The following is a 17,131-nucleotide window of genomic DNA, read 5'->3' on the forward strand; positions in this document are numbered from 1 at the left end:
GATCGCCGCCTCGTTTCACTCCGCAGCGCCTACCGGTATGCGTAGATTTCACATAGGGAATAGACCATGTCTGTAGCGGTGATTCAAATGGTCAGCCAGAGCGACGTGCTGGCCAATCTGGCCCAGGCCCGTCGTCTGCTCGAGCAGGCGGCGAGCGGTGGCGCGCGGCTTGCCGTGCTGCCGGAAAACTTCGCCGCCATGGGCCGGCGCGACATTGCCGACATCGGCCGCGCCGAAGCCTTGGGCGAAGGCCCGATCCTGCCGTGGTTGAAACAGACCGCCCGCGACCTCAAGTTATGGATAGTAGCCGGCACATTGCCGTTGCCGCCGGTGGATCAACCGACGGCCAAAGTGCATGCGTGCTCGTTGCTGGTGGATGACCTCGGCGAAACCGTTGCACGGTATGACAAGCTGCACCTGTTTGACGTAGACGTGGCGGATAATCGCGGGCGTTATCGCGAATCCGATGACTATGCTTATGGCAGTGGTGTGGTTATTGCCGACACGCCGGTCGGTCGAGTCGGCCTGACGGTGTGTTATGACCTGCGTTTCCCGGAGCTGTACAGCGAATTGCGTGCGGCCGGCGCGGAGTTGATTACCGCGCCGTCGGCCTTTACCGCGGTGACCGGCGCGGCCCATTGGGAGGTGCTGATTCGCGCGCGGGCCATCGAAACCCAGTGTTACATGCTCGCGGCCGCCCAGGGTGGGACGCATCCGGGGCCACGAGAAACCTTTGGTCACGCCGCCATCGTCGACCCATGGGGGCGTGTGCTGGCGCAACAGGATCAAGGCGAGGCCGTGCTGCTGGCCCAACGCGACAGCAGCGAACAGGCGTCCATCAGGGCGCGGATGCCGGTGTCCACTCACCGGCGCTTTTTCTCGCAGGGCGCCCAGCGACCTGCATCAGAACGACGAATTTAAGGCGTAAAAGCATATGAGCGAGTTGTTGTCCTCCGTCAGTGAACACCTCCTGGCGCCCGGCGGCGTAACGATCGAGAGCCTGCAAGGTGTGCTCGGCGATCTGGCCGGCCCGGGCATCGATGCCGCCGACCTGTATTTCCAAGGGCAGATTTCCGAATCCTGGGCGCTGGAAGACGGCATCGTCAAGGAAGGCAGCTTCAATCTTGACCAGGGTGTCGGCGTGCGTGCGCAATCGGGTGAGAAGACCGGTTTTGCCTACAGCAATGCGATCACCCTTGAAGCGCTGGGCGCGGCAGCCCGTGCAGCCCGTTCGATCTCCCGGGCCGGGCAGAACGGTACCGTGCAGGCGTTCACCACCCAGGATGTCACCCAATTGTACGGGCCGGATAACCCGCTGGAAGTGATGACCCGTGCCGAGAAAGTCGAGTTGCTCAAGCGCATCGACGTCGCGACTCGCGCCCTCGACCCGCGTATCCAGCAAGTCACTGTGAGCATGGCCGGGGTCTGGGAGCGGATTTTGATTGCTTCCACCGATGGCGGCCTGGCGGCGGATGTACGACCGCTGGTGCGTTTCAACGTCAGCGTGATTGTCGAGCAAAATGGCCGTCGTGAACGCGGTGGTCATGGCGGTGGCGGTCGTACCGATTACCGCTATTTCCTCAGCGATGACCGCGCCATGGGCTATGCCCGCGAAGCGTTGCGTCAGGCGCTGGTGAATCTGGAAGCGATCCCGGCCCCGGCGGGTACATTGCCGGTGGTGTTGGGTTCCGGTTGGTCCGGCGTGTTGCTGCACGAAGCCGTCGGCCATGGCCTGGAAGGCGATTTCAACCGCAAGGGCAGTTCGGCCTACAGCGGGCGCATGGGCGAGATGGTTGCATCGAAGCTATGCACCATCGTCGATGACGGGACCCTCGCCGGGCGCCGCGGTTCGCTGAGCGTCGACGACGAAGGCACGCCGACCGAGTGCACCACGCTGATCGAAAACGGCGTGCTCAAAGGTTATATGCAGGACAAGCTCAATGCGCGCCTGATGGGCGTGGCCCGCACCGGTAACGGGCGTCGGGAATCCTATGCGCATCTGCCGATGCCGCGCATGACCAACACTTACATGCTCGGTGGCGAAAGCGACCCGGCGGAAATCATCGCCTCGGTGAAAAAAGGCATCTATTGCGCCAACCTCGGCGGTGGCCAGGTGGATATCACCAGCGGCAAGTTCGTGTTCTCCACCAGTGAGGCGTACCTGATCGAAGACGGCAAGATTACTGCCCCGGTCAAAGGCGCGACGTTGATCGGCAATGGCCCGGAAGCCATGAGCAAGGTGTCGATGGTCGGTAACGATCTGGCGCTGGACAGCGGTGTGGGAACCTGTGGCAAGGATGGGCAGTCGGTGCCGGTGGGTGTCGGCCAGCCAACGCTGAAGATTGATGCGATTACTGTGGGTGGCACAGGGGCGTGAAAATATCCCCTGTAGGAGCCGCCGCAGGCAGCTCCTACAGGGGATGCGGGACGTTAGCGCAGACCGCGTTGAGTCTCGTCCAGCTGACGGATGTACTTGAAGATTTTACGGCTCGAAGCCGGTGGCTTGTTGGTCGCCAGTTCGTGCTGGGCCTGACGGATCAGGGAGCGCAATTGCTGACGATCAGCTTCCGGGTAGTCGAGCATGAACTTCTCCAGAACTGCATCGTCGCCCGCGATCAAGCGATCGCGCCAGCGTTCCAGGCCATGGAAACGTTCGTTGTACTGCCGAGTGGAGGCATCCAGTTGATCGAGCAGAGTCAGAATGGCTTCAGTGTCCTGATCGCGCATCAGTTTGCCGATGAACATAAGGTGCCGTTTACGCGCGATATTCGCGGTGTGCTTGGGCGCATCGGCCAGGGCCCGGCGCATAGCGTCGGTCAATGGCAGTTTTGCCAGCAAGTCAGGCTTGAGCGTTGTAAGGCGCTCGCCAAGGTCAACAAGCGCATGCAGCTCGCGTTTAACCTGGGATTTGCTTTTTTCTCCCGTATCGAGGGAGTCGTCGTAAGAATCAACCATGGTGGCCGTCCGCAAAGAAACGCCGCCATGATAACCAGTCGGGGGCCGCTTGTCCGGCCCGGTCGCTCGAAGGCCCCAGCCGAAAGCAGAATTTGAGTGGAGAACAGCATGAGTGCAGTTGAAAGCGTCGGCCCACAAGCGTTGCCGGCACTGCAAGAACAAGTCGAGCAGATCATCGCTGAAGCCAAGCGCCAGGGCGCCAGTGCCTGTGAAGTGGCCGTGTCGCTGGAGCAGGGCCTGTCGACCACGGTGCGTCAACGGGAAGTCGAAACCGTTGAGTTCAATCGCGATCAGGGCTTTGGCATCACCTTGTACGTAGGCCAGCGCAAAGGGTCGGCCAGCACTTCGGCCAGTGGTTCGGATGCGATTCGCGAAACCGTCGCCGCCGCCCTGGCCATTGCCAAGCACACCTCTGAAGACGAAGCCTCGGGCCTGGCGGATGCCGCACTGATGGCCAAGGATCTGCAGGATTTCGACCTGTTCCATCAATGGGACATTACCCCGGAGCAAGCCATCGAGCAGGCCCTGGCCTGTGAAGCGGCGGCGTTTGCCGCCGACAACCGGATCAAGAATGCCGACGGCACCACCCTCAGTACTCACCAGGGCTGCCGGGTTTACGGTAACAGCCACGGTTTTATCGGTGGTTACGCGTCGACTCGTCACAGTCTCAGTTGCGTGATGATCGCCGAAGCCGAGGGGCAAATGCAGCGCGATTACTGGTATGACGTAAACCGTCAGGGCGATTTGCTGGCCAGCCCGCAGAGCATCGGCCTGCGTGCAGCGCAACGGGCGGCGAGCCGTCTGGGGGCGCGTCCGGTACCGACCTGCGAAGTGCCGGTGCTGTTTTCCGCGGAACTGGCCGGTGGTTTGTTCGGCAGTTTCCTGTCGGCGATCTCCGGCGGCAGTCTGTACCGCAAATCCTCGTTCCTGGAAGGCACGCTGGGGCAGAAGCTGTTCCCGGAATGGCTGACCATCGATGAACGTCCGCATTTGATGCGCGCCCTGGGCAGTTCGGCGTTCGATGGCGATGGCCTGGCCACCTACGCCAAACCCTTCGTGGAGAAGGGCGAGTTGGTGTCCTACGTACTCGGCACTTACTCCGGCCGCAAGCTAGGCATGCCGAGCACCGCCAACGCCGGCGGCGTGCACAACCTGTTCGTCACCCATGGCGACGAAGATCAGGCCGCCTTGCTACGGCGCATGGGCCGTGGCTTGCTGGTCACCGAATTGATGGGGCAGGGCCTGAATATGGTCACTGGCGATTACTCCCGTGGCGCGGCGGGTTTCTGGGTCGAGAACGGCGAAATACAGTTCGCGGTGCAGGAGGTGACCATCGCCGGCAACATGCGTGACATGTTCAAGCAAATTATTGCAGTCGGTAATGACCTGGAATTGCGCAGCAACATTCGCACCGGGTCGGTATTGATCGAGCGGATGACGGTGGCGGGTAGCTAACCTCCGACTGCTGCACAAAAAGGCGCGCCATCTATCGGATGGCGCGCCTTTTTTATGGGGCGCAACACAGATCCTGTGGGAGCGGGCTTGCCGCGATAGCGTCATTTCAGTCGATATCGATGTTAAATCTTCAAACGTCATCGCGGGCAAGCCCGCTCCCACAAGGATTTCCGTGTTTCGTTGTGCTTGTTTTGGTTCTCATTATCATCTAATAATAAATCTCATTGCCGAGTGAGCCGGATTATGAGTTCTGCCTTGCACGAGCAGCCTTACCTCGAAAGCTGGCGCTGGATGAGTCGCCAGATCCGTTGCGCCATGGTCCCTGATGAGCCGCGCCTGATCGAACATTACCTGGCCGAAGGGCGGTATCTGGCGTGTTGCACGGCCACTTCTCCCTGGACCATCGCCGAAACCTCCTTCCGTTTATTGCTCGACACTGCCGCCGATGTCGCGCTGCCCTGGCACTGGCGCAGCCTGTGTCTGGATCAAGCCTGGCGGCCATTGCGCGATCTTGAACGGCAATCACTCTGCGGCTGCCGCCTCAAGCGCTGGCAAAGCTACGCCTGGCAACTGGCCACCTGCGAGTTGCAACCCTCCATCCCTCTCATAGAACTGGTGCAAGGATCTGCTGATGAATAACACACGTATTGAACGCGACAGCATGGGCGAACTTCAGGTCCCGGTTGATGCGCTCTATGGCGCGCAAACCCAGCGCGCAGTGGATAACTTCCCGATCAGCGGCCAACCGATGCCCATGCAATTCATCCGGGCGCTGATTCTGGCCAAGGCTGCGGCCGCCCGCGCCAACGTCGAGCTCAAGCAGATCAGCGAATCCCGGGGCAAGGCGATCGTCGACGCCGCCCAAGGCCTGCTCGAAGGTGATTTCATGCAGCATTTCCCGGTGGACATCTTCCAGACCGGTTCCGGCACCAGCTCCAACATGAACGCCAACGAAGTGATTGCCACCCTGGCCAGCCGCTTGTTGGGTGAGCCGGTGGATCCCAACGATCACGTCAACTGCGGCCAAAGCAGCAACGACATCATCCCGACCACCATCCATGTCAGTGCTGCATTGAGTTTGCATGAGCAATTGCTGCCGGCGCTGGTGCATCTGGTGCAGGTCATCGAGCACAAAGCCGAGCAGGTTCATCCATTCGTCAAAACCGGGCGTACCCATTTGATGGACGCCATGCCGGTGCGCATGAGTCAGGTGCTCAATGGCTGGGCGCAACAGCTCAAGGCCAATATCGGTCACCTGCAGGATCTGCTGCCGAGTCTGCAATCGCTGGCCCAGGGCGGTACGGCGGTGGGCACCGGGATCAATGCGCATCCGCAATTTTCGGCGCATTTCAGCCAGCAACTCAGCCAACTGACCCAGGTTCAGTTCACGCCGGGCAAGGACCTGTTTGCGCTGATCGGCTCACAGGATACGGCGGTCAGCGTTTCAGGGCAGCTCAAGGCCACAGCGGTTTCCTTGATGAAAATCGCCAACGACCTGCGCTGGATGAATTCCGGCCCGTTGGCCGGGCTTGGTGAAATCGAACTCCAAGCCTTGCAGCCCGGTTCGTCGATCATGCCTGGCAAGGTCAACCCGGTGATCCCGGAAGCCAGCGCAATGGTCGCCGCTCAAGTGATCGGCAACGACACGGTGATCACCATCGCCGGTCAGTCGGGCAATTTCGAGCTGAACGTCATGCTGCCGATCATCGCCCAGAACCTGCTGAGCAGTATCCAATTGCTGACCAACGCCAGCCGTCTGCTGGGCGACAAGGCTATCGCCAGCTTCAAGGTCAACGAGGCCCGGCTGAAAGAAGCGCTGTCGCGCAATCCGATTCTGGTCACGGCACTCAACCCGATCATTGGTTACCAAAAAGCCGCCGAGATTGCCAAGCAGGCTTATCGGCAGGGGCGACCGGTGATTGATGTCGCTCTGGAGCACACCGACCTTACACGCAGCCAACTGGAAGAACTGCTCAACCCAGAGAAGCTCACCGCAGGCGGCGTGTAATCACCGCGCACCGCTGGCCAAGGCGATCGATGAGCAACTGGGTGGTTCGACCGCTTCAAGGAGGCCTTCACTAAAGCTGCGCTGACCCGAGCATGACGCCGCAAAAGACCTTGATCGTTGAAAGCAGCGGCAACCAGGACAGCCCATTGATGAACGGCAATACGCCGATCCTTGGCCTGGACGTCTGGGAGCATGCTTATTACCTGTGCTCTCAGAATCGTCGTCGGATTACATCAATGCGTTCTACAACGTGATCAATTGGCCTGAAGTCGCTGCGCGTTATCAGGCTGCACTGGTTTAAGTCTTCTATAAAACCAATCCAGGGCTGACTATGAGTACTGAAACACTGGCGGTCGGAAGTGGACGAATGTTTCGTTATGCACTGGGATCGTTGTTGCTGCTGGCGGGCATGACGTTATTGGCGGCCCAAGGGCTGAGCTGGCTGGATCTCGAACCGAGACTGCAACGCGCCCTGCAAGGCGGGGCGATTTGTGCCCTGGGCACGGCTTTGGGCGCGGTGCCGGTGCTGGTGATTAGGCAGATGCCTCAGGCGGCCAGTGACCTATTGCTCGGTTTCGGAGCCGGTGTGATGCTCGCCGCGACAGCGTTTTCGCTGATCGTGCCGGGCATTACCGCGGCTGAAAATCTCGGGCTGACGCCTTGGGCGGCCAGTGGCCTGATCAGCTTCGGCATTCTGCTGGGTGCATTCGGGTTGTTTCTGGTGGATCGCAGGGTATCTGGCGCTACGCCCGAAATGCTCGCGGGGACACTGAAGCGATCGGTGATTCCACCGCGGATCTGGTTGTTTGTGTTTGCCATCATCGCCCACAACATCCCCGAAGGCATGGCGGTTGGCGTTTCGGCCGGGGGAGGCATGCCTGATGCCGACAGCCTGGCCATGGGCATCGCCTTGCAGGATGTGCCGGAAGGCCTGGTCATTGCGTTGGTGTTGGCTGGAGCAGGGATGTCGCGGGTCAAGGCGTTCCTGATCGGTGCGGCATCAGGGTTGGTCGAACCGGTTTTTGCCCTGTTATGCGCCTGGTTGGTGAGCCTGGCCGAACTGCTGTTGCCTTTGGGCTTGGCACTGGCGGCCGGTGCGATGTTGCTGGTGGTGACTCAGGAAGTCATCCCCGAATCGCGCCGCCATGGTCACGACAAACTGGCCAGCCTTGGGCTGCTGATCGGGTTTTGTCTGATGATGGTGATGGATACCGCGCTGGCTTGAAAAACAGGATCAAAAGATCGCAGCCTCGTTTCACTCGACAGCTCCTACTGTATGCAGATCCTTGTAGGAGCTGTCGAGTGAAACGAGGCTGCGATCTTTTGACTTTTACTCGCCTTCGTCGAAGTAGTTGTTGATCAGCTTCACCAGTGCATCCAGCGCTTCCTGCTCCTTTTCGCCTTCGGTAATCAGGTGGATTTTGGTGCCCTTACCAGCGGCCAGCATCATCATTGCCATAATGCTTTTGCCGTCGATCATTGATTCCGGCGTACGGCCAACCCTGATCTGGCAAGGAAACTGACCCGCCACACCCACGAATTTTGCAGACGCGCGGGCATGCAAACCCAGCTTGTTGATGATTTCGATTTCCAGAGCAGGCATCGCGATGTGAATCCTTTAACTGAGGTCGCGGTGGCGGACCTGGACGTTCTTCAAGGTTTTTTGCAGGACCTGACCCAGACGTTCAGTCAGGTAGACAGAGCGGTGATGCCCGCCTGTGCAGCCAATGGCAATGGTGACATAGGCACGATTGCTGGCGGCAAAGCGGGGTAGCCACTTGAGCAAGTACGAAGAAATGTCCTGGAACATCTCTTCGACGTCCGGTTGTGCCGCCAGGTACTCGGCCACCGATTGATCGAGCCCGGACTGTGCTCGTAGCTCCGGCTTCCAGTAAGGGTTGGGCAGGCAGCGCACGTCGAACACCAGATCGGCGTCCACCGGCATGCCACGCTTGAACCCGAAAGATTCCACCAGGAACGCAGTGCCGGGCTCCGGCTGGTTCAGCAGGCGCAACTTGATGGTATCGCGTAGCTGATACAGGTTCAGATTGGTGGTGTTGACCTTGAGGTCGGCCAGATCAGCGATAGGCCCCAGCAGATTGCTTTCATCCTGGATCGCCTCCGCCAGCGAACGATTGGCGCTGCTCAGCGGGTGACGACGGCGAGTTTCCGAAAAGCGCTTGAGCAAGGTTTCTTCGTCGGCGTCCAGATACAGCACATCGCACTGGATATGTCGGCTGCGGACCTCTTCCAGCAATTCGGGGAACCGTGACAGGTGGCTTGGCAGGTTGCGTGCATCAATGGACACGGCCACCAGCGGTTGGGCCAGTTCGGTGTGGATCAGCGCGCGTTCGGCCAGTTCCGGCAGCAAGCCGGCAGGCAAGTTGTCGATGCAGTAATAGCCGTTGTCCTCGAGCACGTCGAGGGCGGTACTTTTACCTGAGCCGGAACGGCCGCTGACGATGATCAGGCGCATGATTAGTGACCGTTCTGCTCGTCCAGGACAACCTGATACAAGGCTTCGTTGCTCGGGGCACTGCGCAGTTTTTCACGCACTTCCTTGCGATCGAGCATGCTGGCGATCTGGCGCAGCAATTCCAGGTGGGCATCGGTGGCGGCTTCGGGGACCAGCAACACAAACAGCAGGTCAACCGGGGCACCGTCGATGGCGTCGAAATCGATAGGGGCTTCCAGGTGCAGCAACGCACTGATTGGCGAGGTGCAACCTTTGAGCCGGCAATGGGGAATGGCGATGCCGTTGCCGAAACCGGTAGAACCGAGTTTCTCACGGGCAATCAGGGCCTCGAAGACGTCCTGCATTTCCAGATCCGGTACTTCGCGGTGGATAAGGTTGGCAATTTGCTCGAGGGCTTTCTTTTTACTGCCACCCGGCGCGTTCACTTGGGAACGGCCGGGGGTCAGGATGGTTTCTAGTCGGATCATGGATTGGGGGTGTTAACGACCGGTCGCGCCCTGGAGGAGGCTCTGGGTCTTTTCCTTATGCTTTTTGAGTTGGCGATCCAGCTTGTCGGTCAGCAGGTCGATGGCGGCATACATGTCCGTATGCTCGGCATTGGCGACCACTTCTCCGCCGGGAATATGCAGCGTGGCTTCGATTTTCTGCAGCAGTTTTTCGACGTTCATCGTGACTTGCACATTGGTGATCTTGTCGAAATGCCTCTCTAATCGGTCGAGTTTTTCGCCGATGTAGGTGCGCAGGGGTTCGGTCACTTCCAGTTGGTGTCCACTGATGTTGACTTGCATACAGCTTCTCCTTCGTTGCCAGTGCATAAAGCGGCAGGCAGAAATGCCTGCCACTGGAACGCTGTGGCCAGCCCGGCGGTTACATCAACCGCTTCCGTTCGCTGGAAGGCGCGATCCCCAGGGATTCGCGGTACTTGGCGACGGTGCGACGGGCTACCTGAATGCCTTGTGCCTCCAGTAAACCAGCGATCTTGCTGTCACTCAACGGCTTTTTCTGATTTTCCGCAGCAACCAGTTTTTTGATGATCGCGCGGATGGCTGTGGACGAGCATTCACCGCCTTCTGAGGTGCTGACGTGGCTGGAGAAAAAGTATTTCAATTCATAGATGCCCCGCGGGGTATGCATGAATTTTTGCGTGGTCACCCGTGAAATCGTCGATTCATGCATGCCGACTGCTTCGGCGATGTCATGCAGCACCAACGGCTTCATGGCTTCGTCTCCGTACTCGAGAAAGCCGCGTTGATGCTCGACGATCTGGGTGGCGACTTTCATCAGGGTTTCATTGCGGCTTTGCAGGCTCTTGATGAACCAGCGAGCCTCCTGCAGCTGATTACGCATGAAAGTGTTGTCGGCGCTGGTATCGGCGCGGCGCACGAAACCGGCGTATTGGGCATTGACCCGCAGGCGTGGTACCGATTCCTGATTCAGTTCCACCAGCCAGCGTTCGTTGTCCTTGCGCACGATCACGTCGGGAACAACGTATTCGGCTTCAGTCGACTCGATCTGTGAACCCGGCCGCGGGTTGAGGCTCTGGACCAATTCGATGACCTGACGCAGTTCATCTTCCTTGAGCTTCATGCGACGCATCAGCTGGCTGTAATCGCGGCTGCCGAGCAGGTCGATGTAATCGGTAACCAGGCGCTTGGCTTCGGCCAGCCAAGGGGTCTTGGCGGACAACTGGCGCAGTTGCAGGAGCAGGCATTCGCCGAGGTTGCGGGCGCCGATGCCGGCGGGTTCGAATTGCTGGATGCGGTGCAGGACGGCTTCGATTTCGTCCAGTTCGATGTCCAGTTCCGGGTCGAAGGCTTCGAGGATTTCCTCGAGGGTTTCGTCCAGGTAACCCTGATTGTTGATGCAATCGATCAGGGTCACTGCGATCAGGCGATCGGTGTCGGACATCGGTGCCAGGTTCAGTTGCCACAGCAAATGGCTTTGCAGGCTTTCACCGGCCGATGTGCGGGTGGTGAAATCCCACTCGTCGTCATCATTGCTCGGCAGGCTGCTGGCGCTGGTCTGGTAGACGTCCTCCCAGGCTGTGTCGACGGGCAATTCGTTGGGGATTCGTTCGTTCCAGTCGCCTTCCTCGAGGTTGTCCACCGTCGGGGTGGTTTCCTGGTAAGAGGGCTCCTGAATATCGGGGTTGGGTTTCTGTTCGGCGCTATCGGCCAAAGGATCGGCGTTATCGAAGTCGTCGCCTTCTTCCTGGCGTTCGAGCATCGGATTGGACTCCAGGGCCTCCTGGATTTCCTGTTGCAGGTCCAGGGTCGACAATTGGAGCAGGCGGATGGCCTGTTGCAGCTGCGGTGTCATCGTCAGCTGCTGGCCCATTCTCAAGACTAGCGATGGTTTCATGGCAGGGGCTTAACACCTTATTCGCCGGCGCACATGCGCCATCCACTACAGAGCGCCGAAGCGCCAAACATAAGCAAATTATATGCCCGAAACTGAAGTGTTTGCCTAGAGCGCTGTAACAATAAAAAGTTATTGATTTTTTATTGAAGCGAGCGCTCCCTCGACGACCCGGGGCAGCTCAGGTGCCTACAGGCGGAACTCGTGGCCCAGATACACTTCCTTGACCAGTTCATTGGCGAGGATGGTGGCGGAGTCACCTTCAGCGATCAATTGACCATCGTTGACGATGTAGGCGGTTTCGCAGATATCCAGGGTTTCACGAACGTTGTGGTCCGTGATCAGCACGCCAATGCCTTTGGCCTTGAGGTGGTGGATGATTTGCTTGATATCGCCAACCGAAATCGGGTCCACGCCGGCGAAGGGTTCGTCGAGGAGGATGAATTTCGGGTTGGTAGCCAGTGCCCGGGCGATTTCCACGCGGCGGCGTTCGCCACCGGACAGGCTCATGCCGAGATTGTCGCGGATGTGATGAATGTGGAACTCCTGCATAAGGCTTTCCAGCTCTTGGCGACGACCGGCCTTGTCGAGTTCCTTGCGGGTCTCGAGGATGGCCATGATGTTGTCGGCCACCGACAGTTTGCGGAAGATCGACGCTTCTTGAGGAAGATAGCCGATACCCGCCTTCGCACGACCGTGCATCGGCTGGTGGCTGACGTCCAGGTCGTCGATCAACACGCGACCCTGATCAGCCTGTACCAGGCCGACAATCATGTAGAAACAGGTGGTTTTACCGGCACCGTTAGGGCCAAGCAGGCCGACGATCTGACCGCTGTCGATGGACAGGCTGACGTCGCGCACGACCTGACGGCTCTTGTAGCTCTTGGCCAGATGCTGAGCTTTCAGAGTTGCCATTACTGGGCCTTTTGCTCGTCGGTTTTCTTCTTCGGCTGGATCACCATGTCGATGCGAGGACGTGCCTCGGTGACCTTGTTACCCGTGGCGCGACCGGCGCTTGCAAGCTTTTTGGCCGTGTCGTAGACGATTTTCTCGCCTTGGGTGACGTTGTTGTCCTTATCGATGACTTTGGCGCGATCGATCAGCACGACACGGTTTTGCGAGGCGTGGTACTGGATCGTTACGCCGTAACCCTGGACCGGCTTGGTATCGCCCGCCGTTTGCAGTTGCTCGAAGTAGGCGAGGTTGCCCACCGAGGTCACCACGTCGATGTCGCCGGCCGGGGTGCGGGTGATGGTCACGGTATTGCCGGTGACCTTCATCGAGCCCTGGGTGATGATCACATCGCCCTTGTAGGTGGCAACGCCGTTCTTGTCGTCCAGTTGGGCATCGTCGGCCTGAATGCGGATAGGCTGCTCTTGATCGTTCGGCAGAGCCCAGGCGCTCACGCTTCCCAGTGCTGCGCCCAGACTGAGCAAAATAGGGAGAGTTTTAACGAGCCTCATACTGTCCTCTTACGTTCGATAGCAGGTGTATCCTGCTTTCTTTCAAGTACGCTTTCATTCCGTTGCCTGTCGATACACCGCCAGCGCCGTCGATTCTAACGGGTTGATCGGTCTGCGCATATTGCTCCTGCGGGAACACTGTCATACGGGTAGTAGTAATCAGGGTTTTGCGGTTTTTTTCGTCGAAACGCGTAATGCGTACCGAGTCAATCAGCTCGACCTGAGTGCCATCCGGGTTGACTTCGCCGCGCTCGCTCTGGACGTGCCAGGGGAATTCGGTGCCCCGGAACATGTTCAGGTCCGGATTGGTCAGCAACGTGACTTCGCTCGCTTTCACGTGTTCGACCTTGTCCGAGGTCATCTCGTATTGCAGTTTGCCGTCTGGCAGGTACTGCACGCTGTGGGCGTTGATGGCGTAATAGTCGATCGCGCTTTCATCGACCTTCACAACTGGCTTGTCGAGGAAGCGTTCCGGGCTGATGTTCCAGTAGCCGACCGCCGCAAAAATTGCAGCGATGCAACCAAACACCAGGATGTTACGAATTTTTTTGCTCAGCATGATGGGCTCACAGGTACGCGGCGTTGGCCGCATCAAGGTGGCCCTGGGCGCGCAGGATCAATTCGCAGAACTCCCGAGCGGCACCCTCGCCACCGCGGGCCTGAGTGATGCCGTGGGCGTGTTCGCGCACGAAACTGGCGGCGCTGGCCACCGCCATGCCAAGGCCGACACGGCGAATCACCGGCAGGTCCGGCAGGTCGTCGCCCAGGTAGGCCACTTGTTCATAGCTCAGGTTTAGTTGGCCAAGCAGTTCGTCGAGTACCACCAGTTTGTCTTCGCGGCCCTGATAAAGGTGCGCAATGCCGAGGTTCTTGGCGCGCCGTTCAACCACGGGGGTCTTGCGGCCACTGATGATAGCGGTCTGCACACCAGCGGCCATCAACATCTTGATGCCCTGGCCGTCGAGGGTGTTGAACGTCTTGAATTCGCTACCGTCTTCGAGGAAGTACAGGCGCCCGTCGGTCAGCACGCCATCGACGTCGAACACCGCCAGTTTGATCTGTTTGCCACGTTGCAGCAGGTCGGTGCTCATTACATTACTCCCGCACGCAGCAAATCGTGCATGTTCAAGGCGCCGACCGGACGATCTTCATCGTCGACCACTACCAGTGCGTTGATCTTGTGGTCTTCCATGATTTTCAGGGCCTCGGCGGCGAGCATCTCGGGGCGGGCGGTCTTGCCGTGGGCGGTCATCACTTCATCAATGGTGGTGCTGTGGATATCGATGGTGCGGTCCAGCGTGCGGCGCAGGTCGCCGTCGGTGAAGATCCCGGCGAGCTTTCCATCGGTGCTTAATATGACGGTCATGCCCAATCCCTTGCGGGTCATTTCCATCAGGGCATCCTTGAGCAGCGTGCCGCACATCACCTGCGGCAATTCGGTGCCGGCATGCATCACGTTTTCCACTTTCAGCAGCAAGCGGCGGCCGAGGGCACCTCCCGGGTGGGAAAAAGCGAAATCTTCAGCGGTAAAGCCGCGCGCTTCAAGCAAGGCGACGGCCAGAGCATCACCCATGACCAGTGCGGCGGTGGTCGACGAGGTGGGTGCCAGATTCAGCGGGCAGGCTTCATGCTCGACGCTTGCATTGAGGTTGACTTCCGCTGCCTTGGCCAGCGGTGACTCGGGGTTGCCGGTCAGGCTGATCATTTGAATGCCCTGGCGTTTGATCAACGGCAGCAAGGTGACGATCTCGTTGGTGGAACCGGAGTTCGACAGCGCCAGAATGATGTCGTCGCGGGTGATCATGCCCATGTCACCATGGCTGGCCTCGGCCGGGTGCACGAAAAAAGCCGTGGTGCCGGTGCTGGCCAGGGTGGCGGCAATCTTGTTGCCGATGTGCCCCGATTTGCCCATGCCGACCACAACCACGCGGCCTTTGCTGGCCAGAATCATCTCGCACGCACGTACGAAATCGGCATCGATATGGGGTAGCAAGCCTTGTACGGCCTCCAGTTCCAAACGGATGGTACGTTGTGCGGATTGAATCAGGTCGCTGGATTGGTTCATGTCGGAAATCAAATAGCCTGATGAAAAGGCGGCGATTATAACGGTAATGATCAAAACCCTCACGCTAGTTCGTCGCGGTTTGTCATTCCTTGTTACCGAATCCTCTTTAAATAGATGATTTCAGGCGATCTTGTTGCTGAACATGCCCGGCTTGGGCCTTGGGCGCTTGAGCTTTGCAGTGATATAGTTCGCCGCCAGTTCGGCCTGCCCGGGAAGGTATGTGCTTTCGCCAGAAAGCCAGGCGTCCGAGTGAGAGGCTGCATCGCAAGGAGTTTAGATGAGTGCCGATAACGCCTACGCGGTCGAGCTGAAGGGACTGACCTTCAAGCGCGGTACGCGCAGCATTTTCAATAACGTCGATATCCGCATCCCGCGCGGCAAGGTCACCGGCATCATGGGACCTTCCGGGTGTGGCAAGACCACGCTGTTGCGGCTGATAGGCGCGCAATTGCGCCCCACCAGCGGCGAAGTCTGGGTCAATGGGCAGAACCTGCCAACACTGTCGCGCAACGATCTGTTCGATGCGCGCAAGCACATGGGTGTGCTGTTTCAGAGCGGTGCATTGTTTACCGACCTTGATGTGTTCGAGAACGTCGCCTTTCCGCTGCGTGTTCATACAGCGCTGCCCGAAGAAATGATCCGCGACATTGTCCTGCTCAAATTGCAGGCTGTTGGCTTGCGTGGCGCCATCGACCTGATGCCTGACGAATTGTCCGGCGGCATGAAACGTCGCGTCGCGTTGGCCCGGGCAATTGCGCTCGATCCGCGAATTCTTATGTACGACGAGCCCTTCGTCGGCCAGGACCCGATCGCCATGGGCGTGCTGGTGCGCCTGATCCGCCTGCTCAACGATGCCCTGAACATCACCAGTATCGTGGTCTCCCACGACCTGGCCGAGACCGCGAGCATCGCCGACCACCTTATCGTGGTGGGCGACGGGCAGGTGTTGGGTCAAGGCTCGCCCAAGGATCTGATGAAATCCGATGAGCCACGTGTTCGTCAATTTTTGACTGGCGAACCCGACGGCCCGGTCGCATACCACTTTCCAGCGCCGGATTACCGCGCAGATCTTCTGGGGAAGCGTTGATGCGCAAAATCACACTAATAGAAAGGGTACGCCGTTTCGGCTATGCCGGCATCGACGTGATGGCGGTGTTTGGGCGTTCGGCGTTGTTCCTGTTCCATGCCTTGCTCGGTCGTGGCGGCATCGGCGGCGGTTTTGGTTTGCTGGTCAAGCAACTGCATTCGGTGGGCGTGATGTCCCTGGTGATCATCGTGGTCTCCGGGGTGTTCATCGGCATGGTGCTGGCCCTGCAGGGGTTCAATATTCTGTCCAGCTACGGTTCGGAACAGGCCGTCGGGCAGATGGTTGCGTTGACGCTGCTGCGTGAACTGGGGCCGGTAGTCACCGCCTTGCTGTTCGCCGGGCGCGCAGGTTCGGCGCTGACCGCCGAAATCGGCAACATGAAGTCCACCGAGCAATTGTCCAGCCTGGAAATGATCGGGGTCGACCCGCTCAAGTACATCATTGCTCCGCGTCTGTGGGCCGGCTTCATTTCCTTGCCGGTGCTGACGACGATTTTCAGCGTGGTGGGTATCTGGGGCGGTTCGTGGGTGGCCGTCGACTGGCTGGGGGTTTATGAAGGCTCCTACTGGTCGAACATGCAAAACAGCGTGACGTTTGTCGACGATGTGCTCAACGGCATTATCAAAAGCATGGTATTTGCCTTCGTCGTGACCTGGATCGCCGTATTCCAAGGCTATGACTGCGAGCCCACTTCCGAGGGGATCAGTCGTGCCACTACCAAGACCGTGGTGTATGCCTCTTTGGCTGTGCTCGGCCTGGACTTTATCTTGACCGCCTTGATGTTTGGAGATTTCTGATGCAAAACCGCACCCTGGAAATCGGTGTCGGCCTTTTCTTGCTGGCTGGCATCCTGGCTTTGCTGTTGCTTGCGCTGCGGGTCAGCGGTCTGGCTCCGACGGCGAGCACCGATACTTATAAACTTTATGCATATTTCGACAATATCGCCGGTTTGACGGTCAGAGCTAAAGTGACCATGGCCGGTGTCACCATCGGCAAAGTCACTGCAATCGATCTGGACCGCGACAGCTTCACCGGTCGGGTGACCATGCAACTGGAAAAGCGCGTAGATAATCTGCCGACCGATTCCACTGCATCTATCCTGACCGCTGGCCTGTTGGGTGAGAAATACATCGGTATCAGCGTGGGCGGGGAAGAAGCCTTGCTCAAGGAAGGGGGAACCATCCACGACACGCAGTCGTCGCTGGTGCTCGAGGACCTGATCGGTAAATTCCTGCTCAATACCGTTAGCAAAGACGCTAAATGA

Annotated in this window: 20 protein-coding genes and 1 pseudogene; 10 read left to right on the forward strand and 11 right to left on the reverse strand. The window is 58.9% G+C overall.

Annotated elements, in window-relative coordinates:
- Nucleotides 1-66: 66 nt before the first annotated feature.
- The gene (locus FHW68_RS21975) at nt 67-921 is read left to right on the forward strand and encodes a carbon-nitrogen hydrolase family protein (protein WP_095634848.1); all 855 of its coding nucleotides are present in this window, start codon (nt 67-69) and stop codon (nt 919-921) included.
- Nucleotides 922-934: 13 nt separating this feature from the next.
- On the forward strand, nt 935-2,377 hold the full coding sequence (gene tldD / locus FHW68_RS21980; RefSeq protein ID WP_095634847.1) for a metalloprotease TldD: 1,443 nt from the start codon (nt 935-937) through the stop codon (nt 2,375-2,377).
- A gap of 53 nt (nt 2,378-2,430) precedes the next feature.
- Here tldD and yjgA read toward each other — a convergent pair whose 3' ends face one another.
- Nucleotides 2,431-2,955: a ribosome biogenesis factor YjgA gene (gene yjgA, locus FHW68_RS21985; protein ID WP_095634846.1), complete on the reverse strand. Its 525-nt coding sequence runs from the start codon at nt 2,953-2,955 to the stop codon at nt 2,431-2,433.
- Nucleotides 2,956-3,063: 108 nt separating this feature from the next.
- Here yjgA and pmbA point away from each other — a divergent pair, with 108 nt between their 5' ends.
- From pmbA to FHW68_RS22010, 5 genes and pseudogenes are all read left to right on the forward strand, one after another.
- On the forward strand, nt 3,064-4,410 hold the full coding sequence (gene pmbA, locus FHW68_RS21990) for a metalloprotease PmbA (protein WP_183683097.1): 1,347 nt from the start codon (nt 3,064-3,066) through the stop codon (nt 4,408-4,410).
- 243 nt (nt 4,411-4,653) lie between these two features.
- On the forward strand, nt 4,654-5,049 hold the full coding sequence (locus tag FHW68_RS21995) for a FagA protein (protein WP_095634844.1): 396 nt from the start codon (nt 4,654-4,656) through the stop codon (nt 5,047-5,049).
- The gene (locus tag FHW68_RS22000) at nt 5,042-6,418 is read left to right on the forward strand and encodes an aspartate ammonia-lyase (RefSeq protein WP_183683099.1); all 1,377 of its coding nucleotides are present in this window, start codon (nt 5,042-5,044) and stop codon (nt 6,416-6,418) included. The genes FHW68_RS21995 and FHW68_RS22000 overlap by 8 nt, the downstream gene beginning before the upstream one ends.
- A 13-nt stretch (nt 6,419-6,431) precedes the next feature.
- A pseudogene (locus tag FHW68_RS22005) lies at nt 6,432-6,719 on the forward strand (superoxide dismutase); the annotation flags it as partial.
- Nucleotides 6,720-6,749: 30 nt separating this feature from the next.
- The gene (locus FHW68_RS22010) at nt 6,750-7,643 is read left to right on the forward strand and encodes a ZIP family metal transporter (RefSeq protein ID WP_095634843.1); all 894 of its coding nucleotides are present in this window, start codon (nt 6,750-6,752) and stop codon (nt 7,641-7,643) included.
- A 105-nt stretch (nt 7,644-7,748) separates the two neighbouring features.
- On the opposite strand, the gene FHW68_RS22015 is transcribed toward FHW68_RS22010, so the two are convergent.
- From FHW68_RS22015 to FHW68_RS22060, 10 genes are all read right to left on the reverse strand, one after another.
- Nucleotides 7,749-8,021, reverse strand: coding sequence for an HPr family phosphocarrier protein (locus tag FHW68_RS22015; protein ID WP_095634842.1), 273 nt, complete (start codon nt 8,019-8,021; stop codon nt 7,749-7,751).
- Nucleotides 8,022-8,036: 15 nt separating this feature from the next.
- The gene (gene rapZ / locus FHW68_RS22020; RefSeq protein WP_095634841.1) at nt 8,037-8,894 is read right to left on the reverse strand and encodes an RNase adapter RapZ; all 858 of its coding nucleotides are present in this window, start codon (nt 8,892-8,894) and stop codon (nt 8,037-8,039) included.
- A 2-nt stretch (nt 8,895-8,896) separates the two neighbouring features.
- Nucleotides 8,897-9,361, reverse strand: coding sequence for a PTS IIA-like nitrogen regulatory protein PtsN (gene ptsN / locus FHW68_RS22025; RefSeq protein WP_007901530.1), 465 nt, complete (start codon nt 9,359-9,361; stop codon nt 8,897-8,899).
- Nucleotides 9,362-9,373: 12 nt separating this feature from the next.
- Complete coding sequence (gene hpf / locus FHW68_RS22030) at nt 9,374-9,682, reverse strand: ribosome hibernation-promoting factor, HPF/YfiA family (protein ID WP_003178005.1); 309 nt, start codon at nt 9,680-9,682, stop codon at nt 9,374-9,376.
- Between the two features lie 79 nt (nt 9,683-9,761).
- Nucleotides 9,762-11,255 (reverse strand): RNA polymerase factor sigma-54, encoded by a 1,494-nt coding sequence (locus FHW68_RS22035; protein ID WP_095634840.1) that lies wholly within the window; start codon nt 11,253-11,255, stop codon nt 9,762-9,764.
- Nucleotides 11,256-11,441: 186 nt separating this feature from the next.
- Nucleotides 11,442-12,167, reverse strand: coding sequence for an LPS export ABC transporter ATP-binding protein (lptB, locus tag FHW68_RS22040; RefSeq protein WP_095634839.1), 726 nt, complete (start codon nt 12,165-12,167; stop codon nt 11,442-11,444).
- On the reverse strand, nt 12,167-12,715 hold the full coding sequence (lptA, locus tag FHW68_RS22045) for a lipopolysaccharide transport periplasmic protein LptA (protein WP_095634838.1): 549 nt from the start codon (nt 12,713-12,715) through the stop codon (nt 12,167-12,169). Before lptA ends, lptB begins: the two co-directional genes overlap by 1 nt.
- A complete protein-coding gene (lptC, locus tag FHW68_RS22050; protein WP_095634837.1) occupies nt 12,702-13,274 on the reverse strand; it encodes an LPS export ABC transporter periplasmic protein LptC in 573 nt (190 codons plus the stop codon). The genes lptA and lptC overlap by 14 nt, the downstream gene beginning before the upstream one ends.
- Before the next feature lie 7 nt (nt 13,275-13,281).
- Nucleotides 13,282-13,806, reverse strand: a complete 525-nt coding sequence (locus FHW68_RS22055; protein ID WP_095634836.1) for an HAD family hydrolase — start codon at nt 13,804-13,806, stop codon at nt 13,282-13,284.
- Nucleotides 13,806-14,780, reverse strand: a complete 975-nt coding sequence (locus FHW68_RS22060) for a KpsF/GutQ family sugar-phosphate isomerase (protein ID WP_095634835.1) — start codon at nt 14,778-14,780, stop codon at nt 13,806-13,808. Before FHW68_RS22060 ends, FHW68_RS22055 begins: the two co-directional genes overlap by 1 nt.
- A gap of 277 nt (nt 14,781-15,057) precedes the next feature.
- Here FHW68_RS22060 and FHW68_RS22065 point away from each other — a divergent pair, with 277 nt between their 5' ends.
- From FHW68_RS22065 to mlaD, 3 genes are read left to right on the forward strand one after another with little or no spacing between them, the layout of a single operon-like run.
- Nucleotides 15,058-15,867 carry an ATP-binding cassette domain-containing protein gene (locus FHW68_RS22065; protein WP_095634834.1) on the forward strand — a complete coding sequence of 270 codons (810 nt, stop codon included), beginning with the start codon at nt 15,058-15,060 and terminating at the stop codon, nt 15,865-15,867.
- Nucleotides 15,867-16,664: a lipid asymmetry maintenance ABC transporter permease subunit MlaE gene (gene mlaE / locus FHW68_RS22070; protein ID WP_095634833.1), complete on the forward strand. Its 798-nt coding sequence runs from the start codon at nt 15,867-15,869 to the stop codon at nt 16,662-16,664. Before FHW68_RS22065 ends, mlaE begins: the two co-directional genes overlap by 1 nt.
- Nucleotides 16,664-17,131 carry an outer membrane lipid asymmetry maintenance protein MlaD gene (mlaD, locus tag FHW68_RS22075; protein WP_095634832.1) on the forward strand — a complete coding sequence of 156 codons (468 nt, stop codon included), beginning with the start codon at nt 16,664-16,666 and terminating at the stop codon, nt 17,129-17,131. Before mlaE ends, mlaD begins: the two co-directional genes overlap by 1 nt.

The organism is Pseudomonas sp. Tn43, assembly GCF_014192635.1.
Lineage (GTDB): Bacteria > Pseudomonadota > Gammaproteobacteria > Pseudomonadales > Pseudomonadaceae > Aquipseudomonas.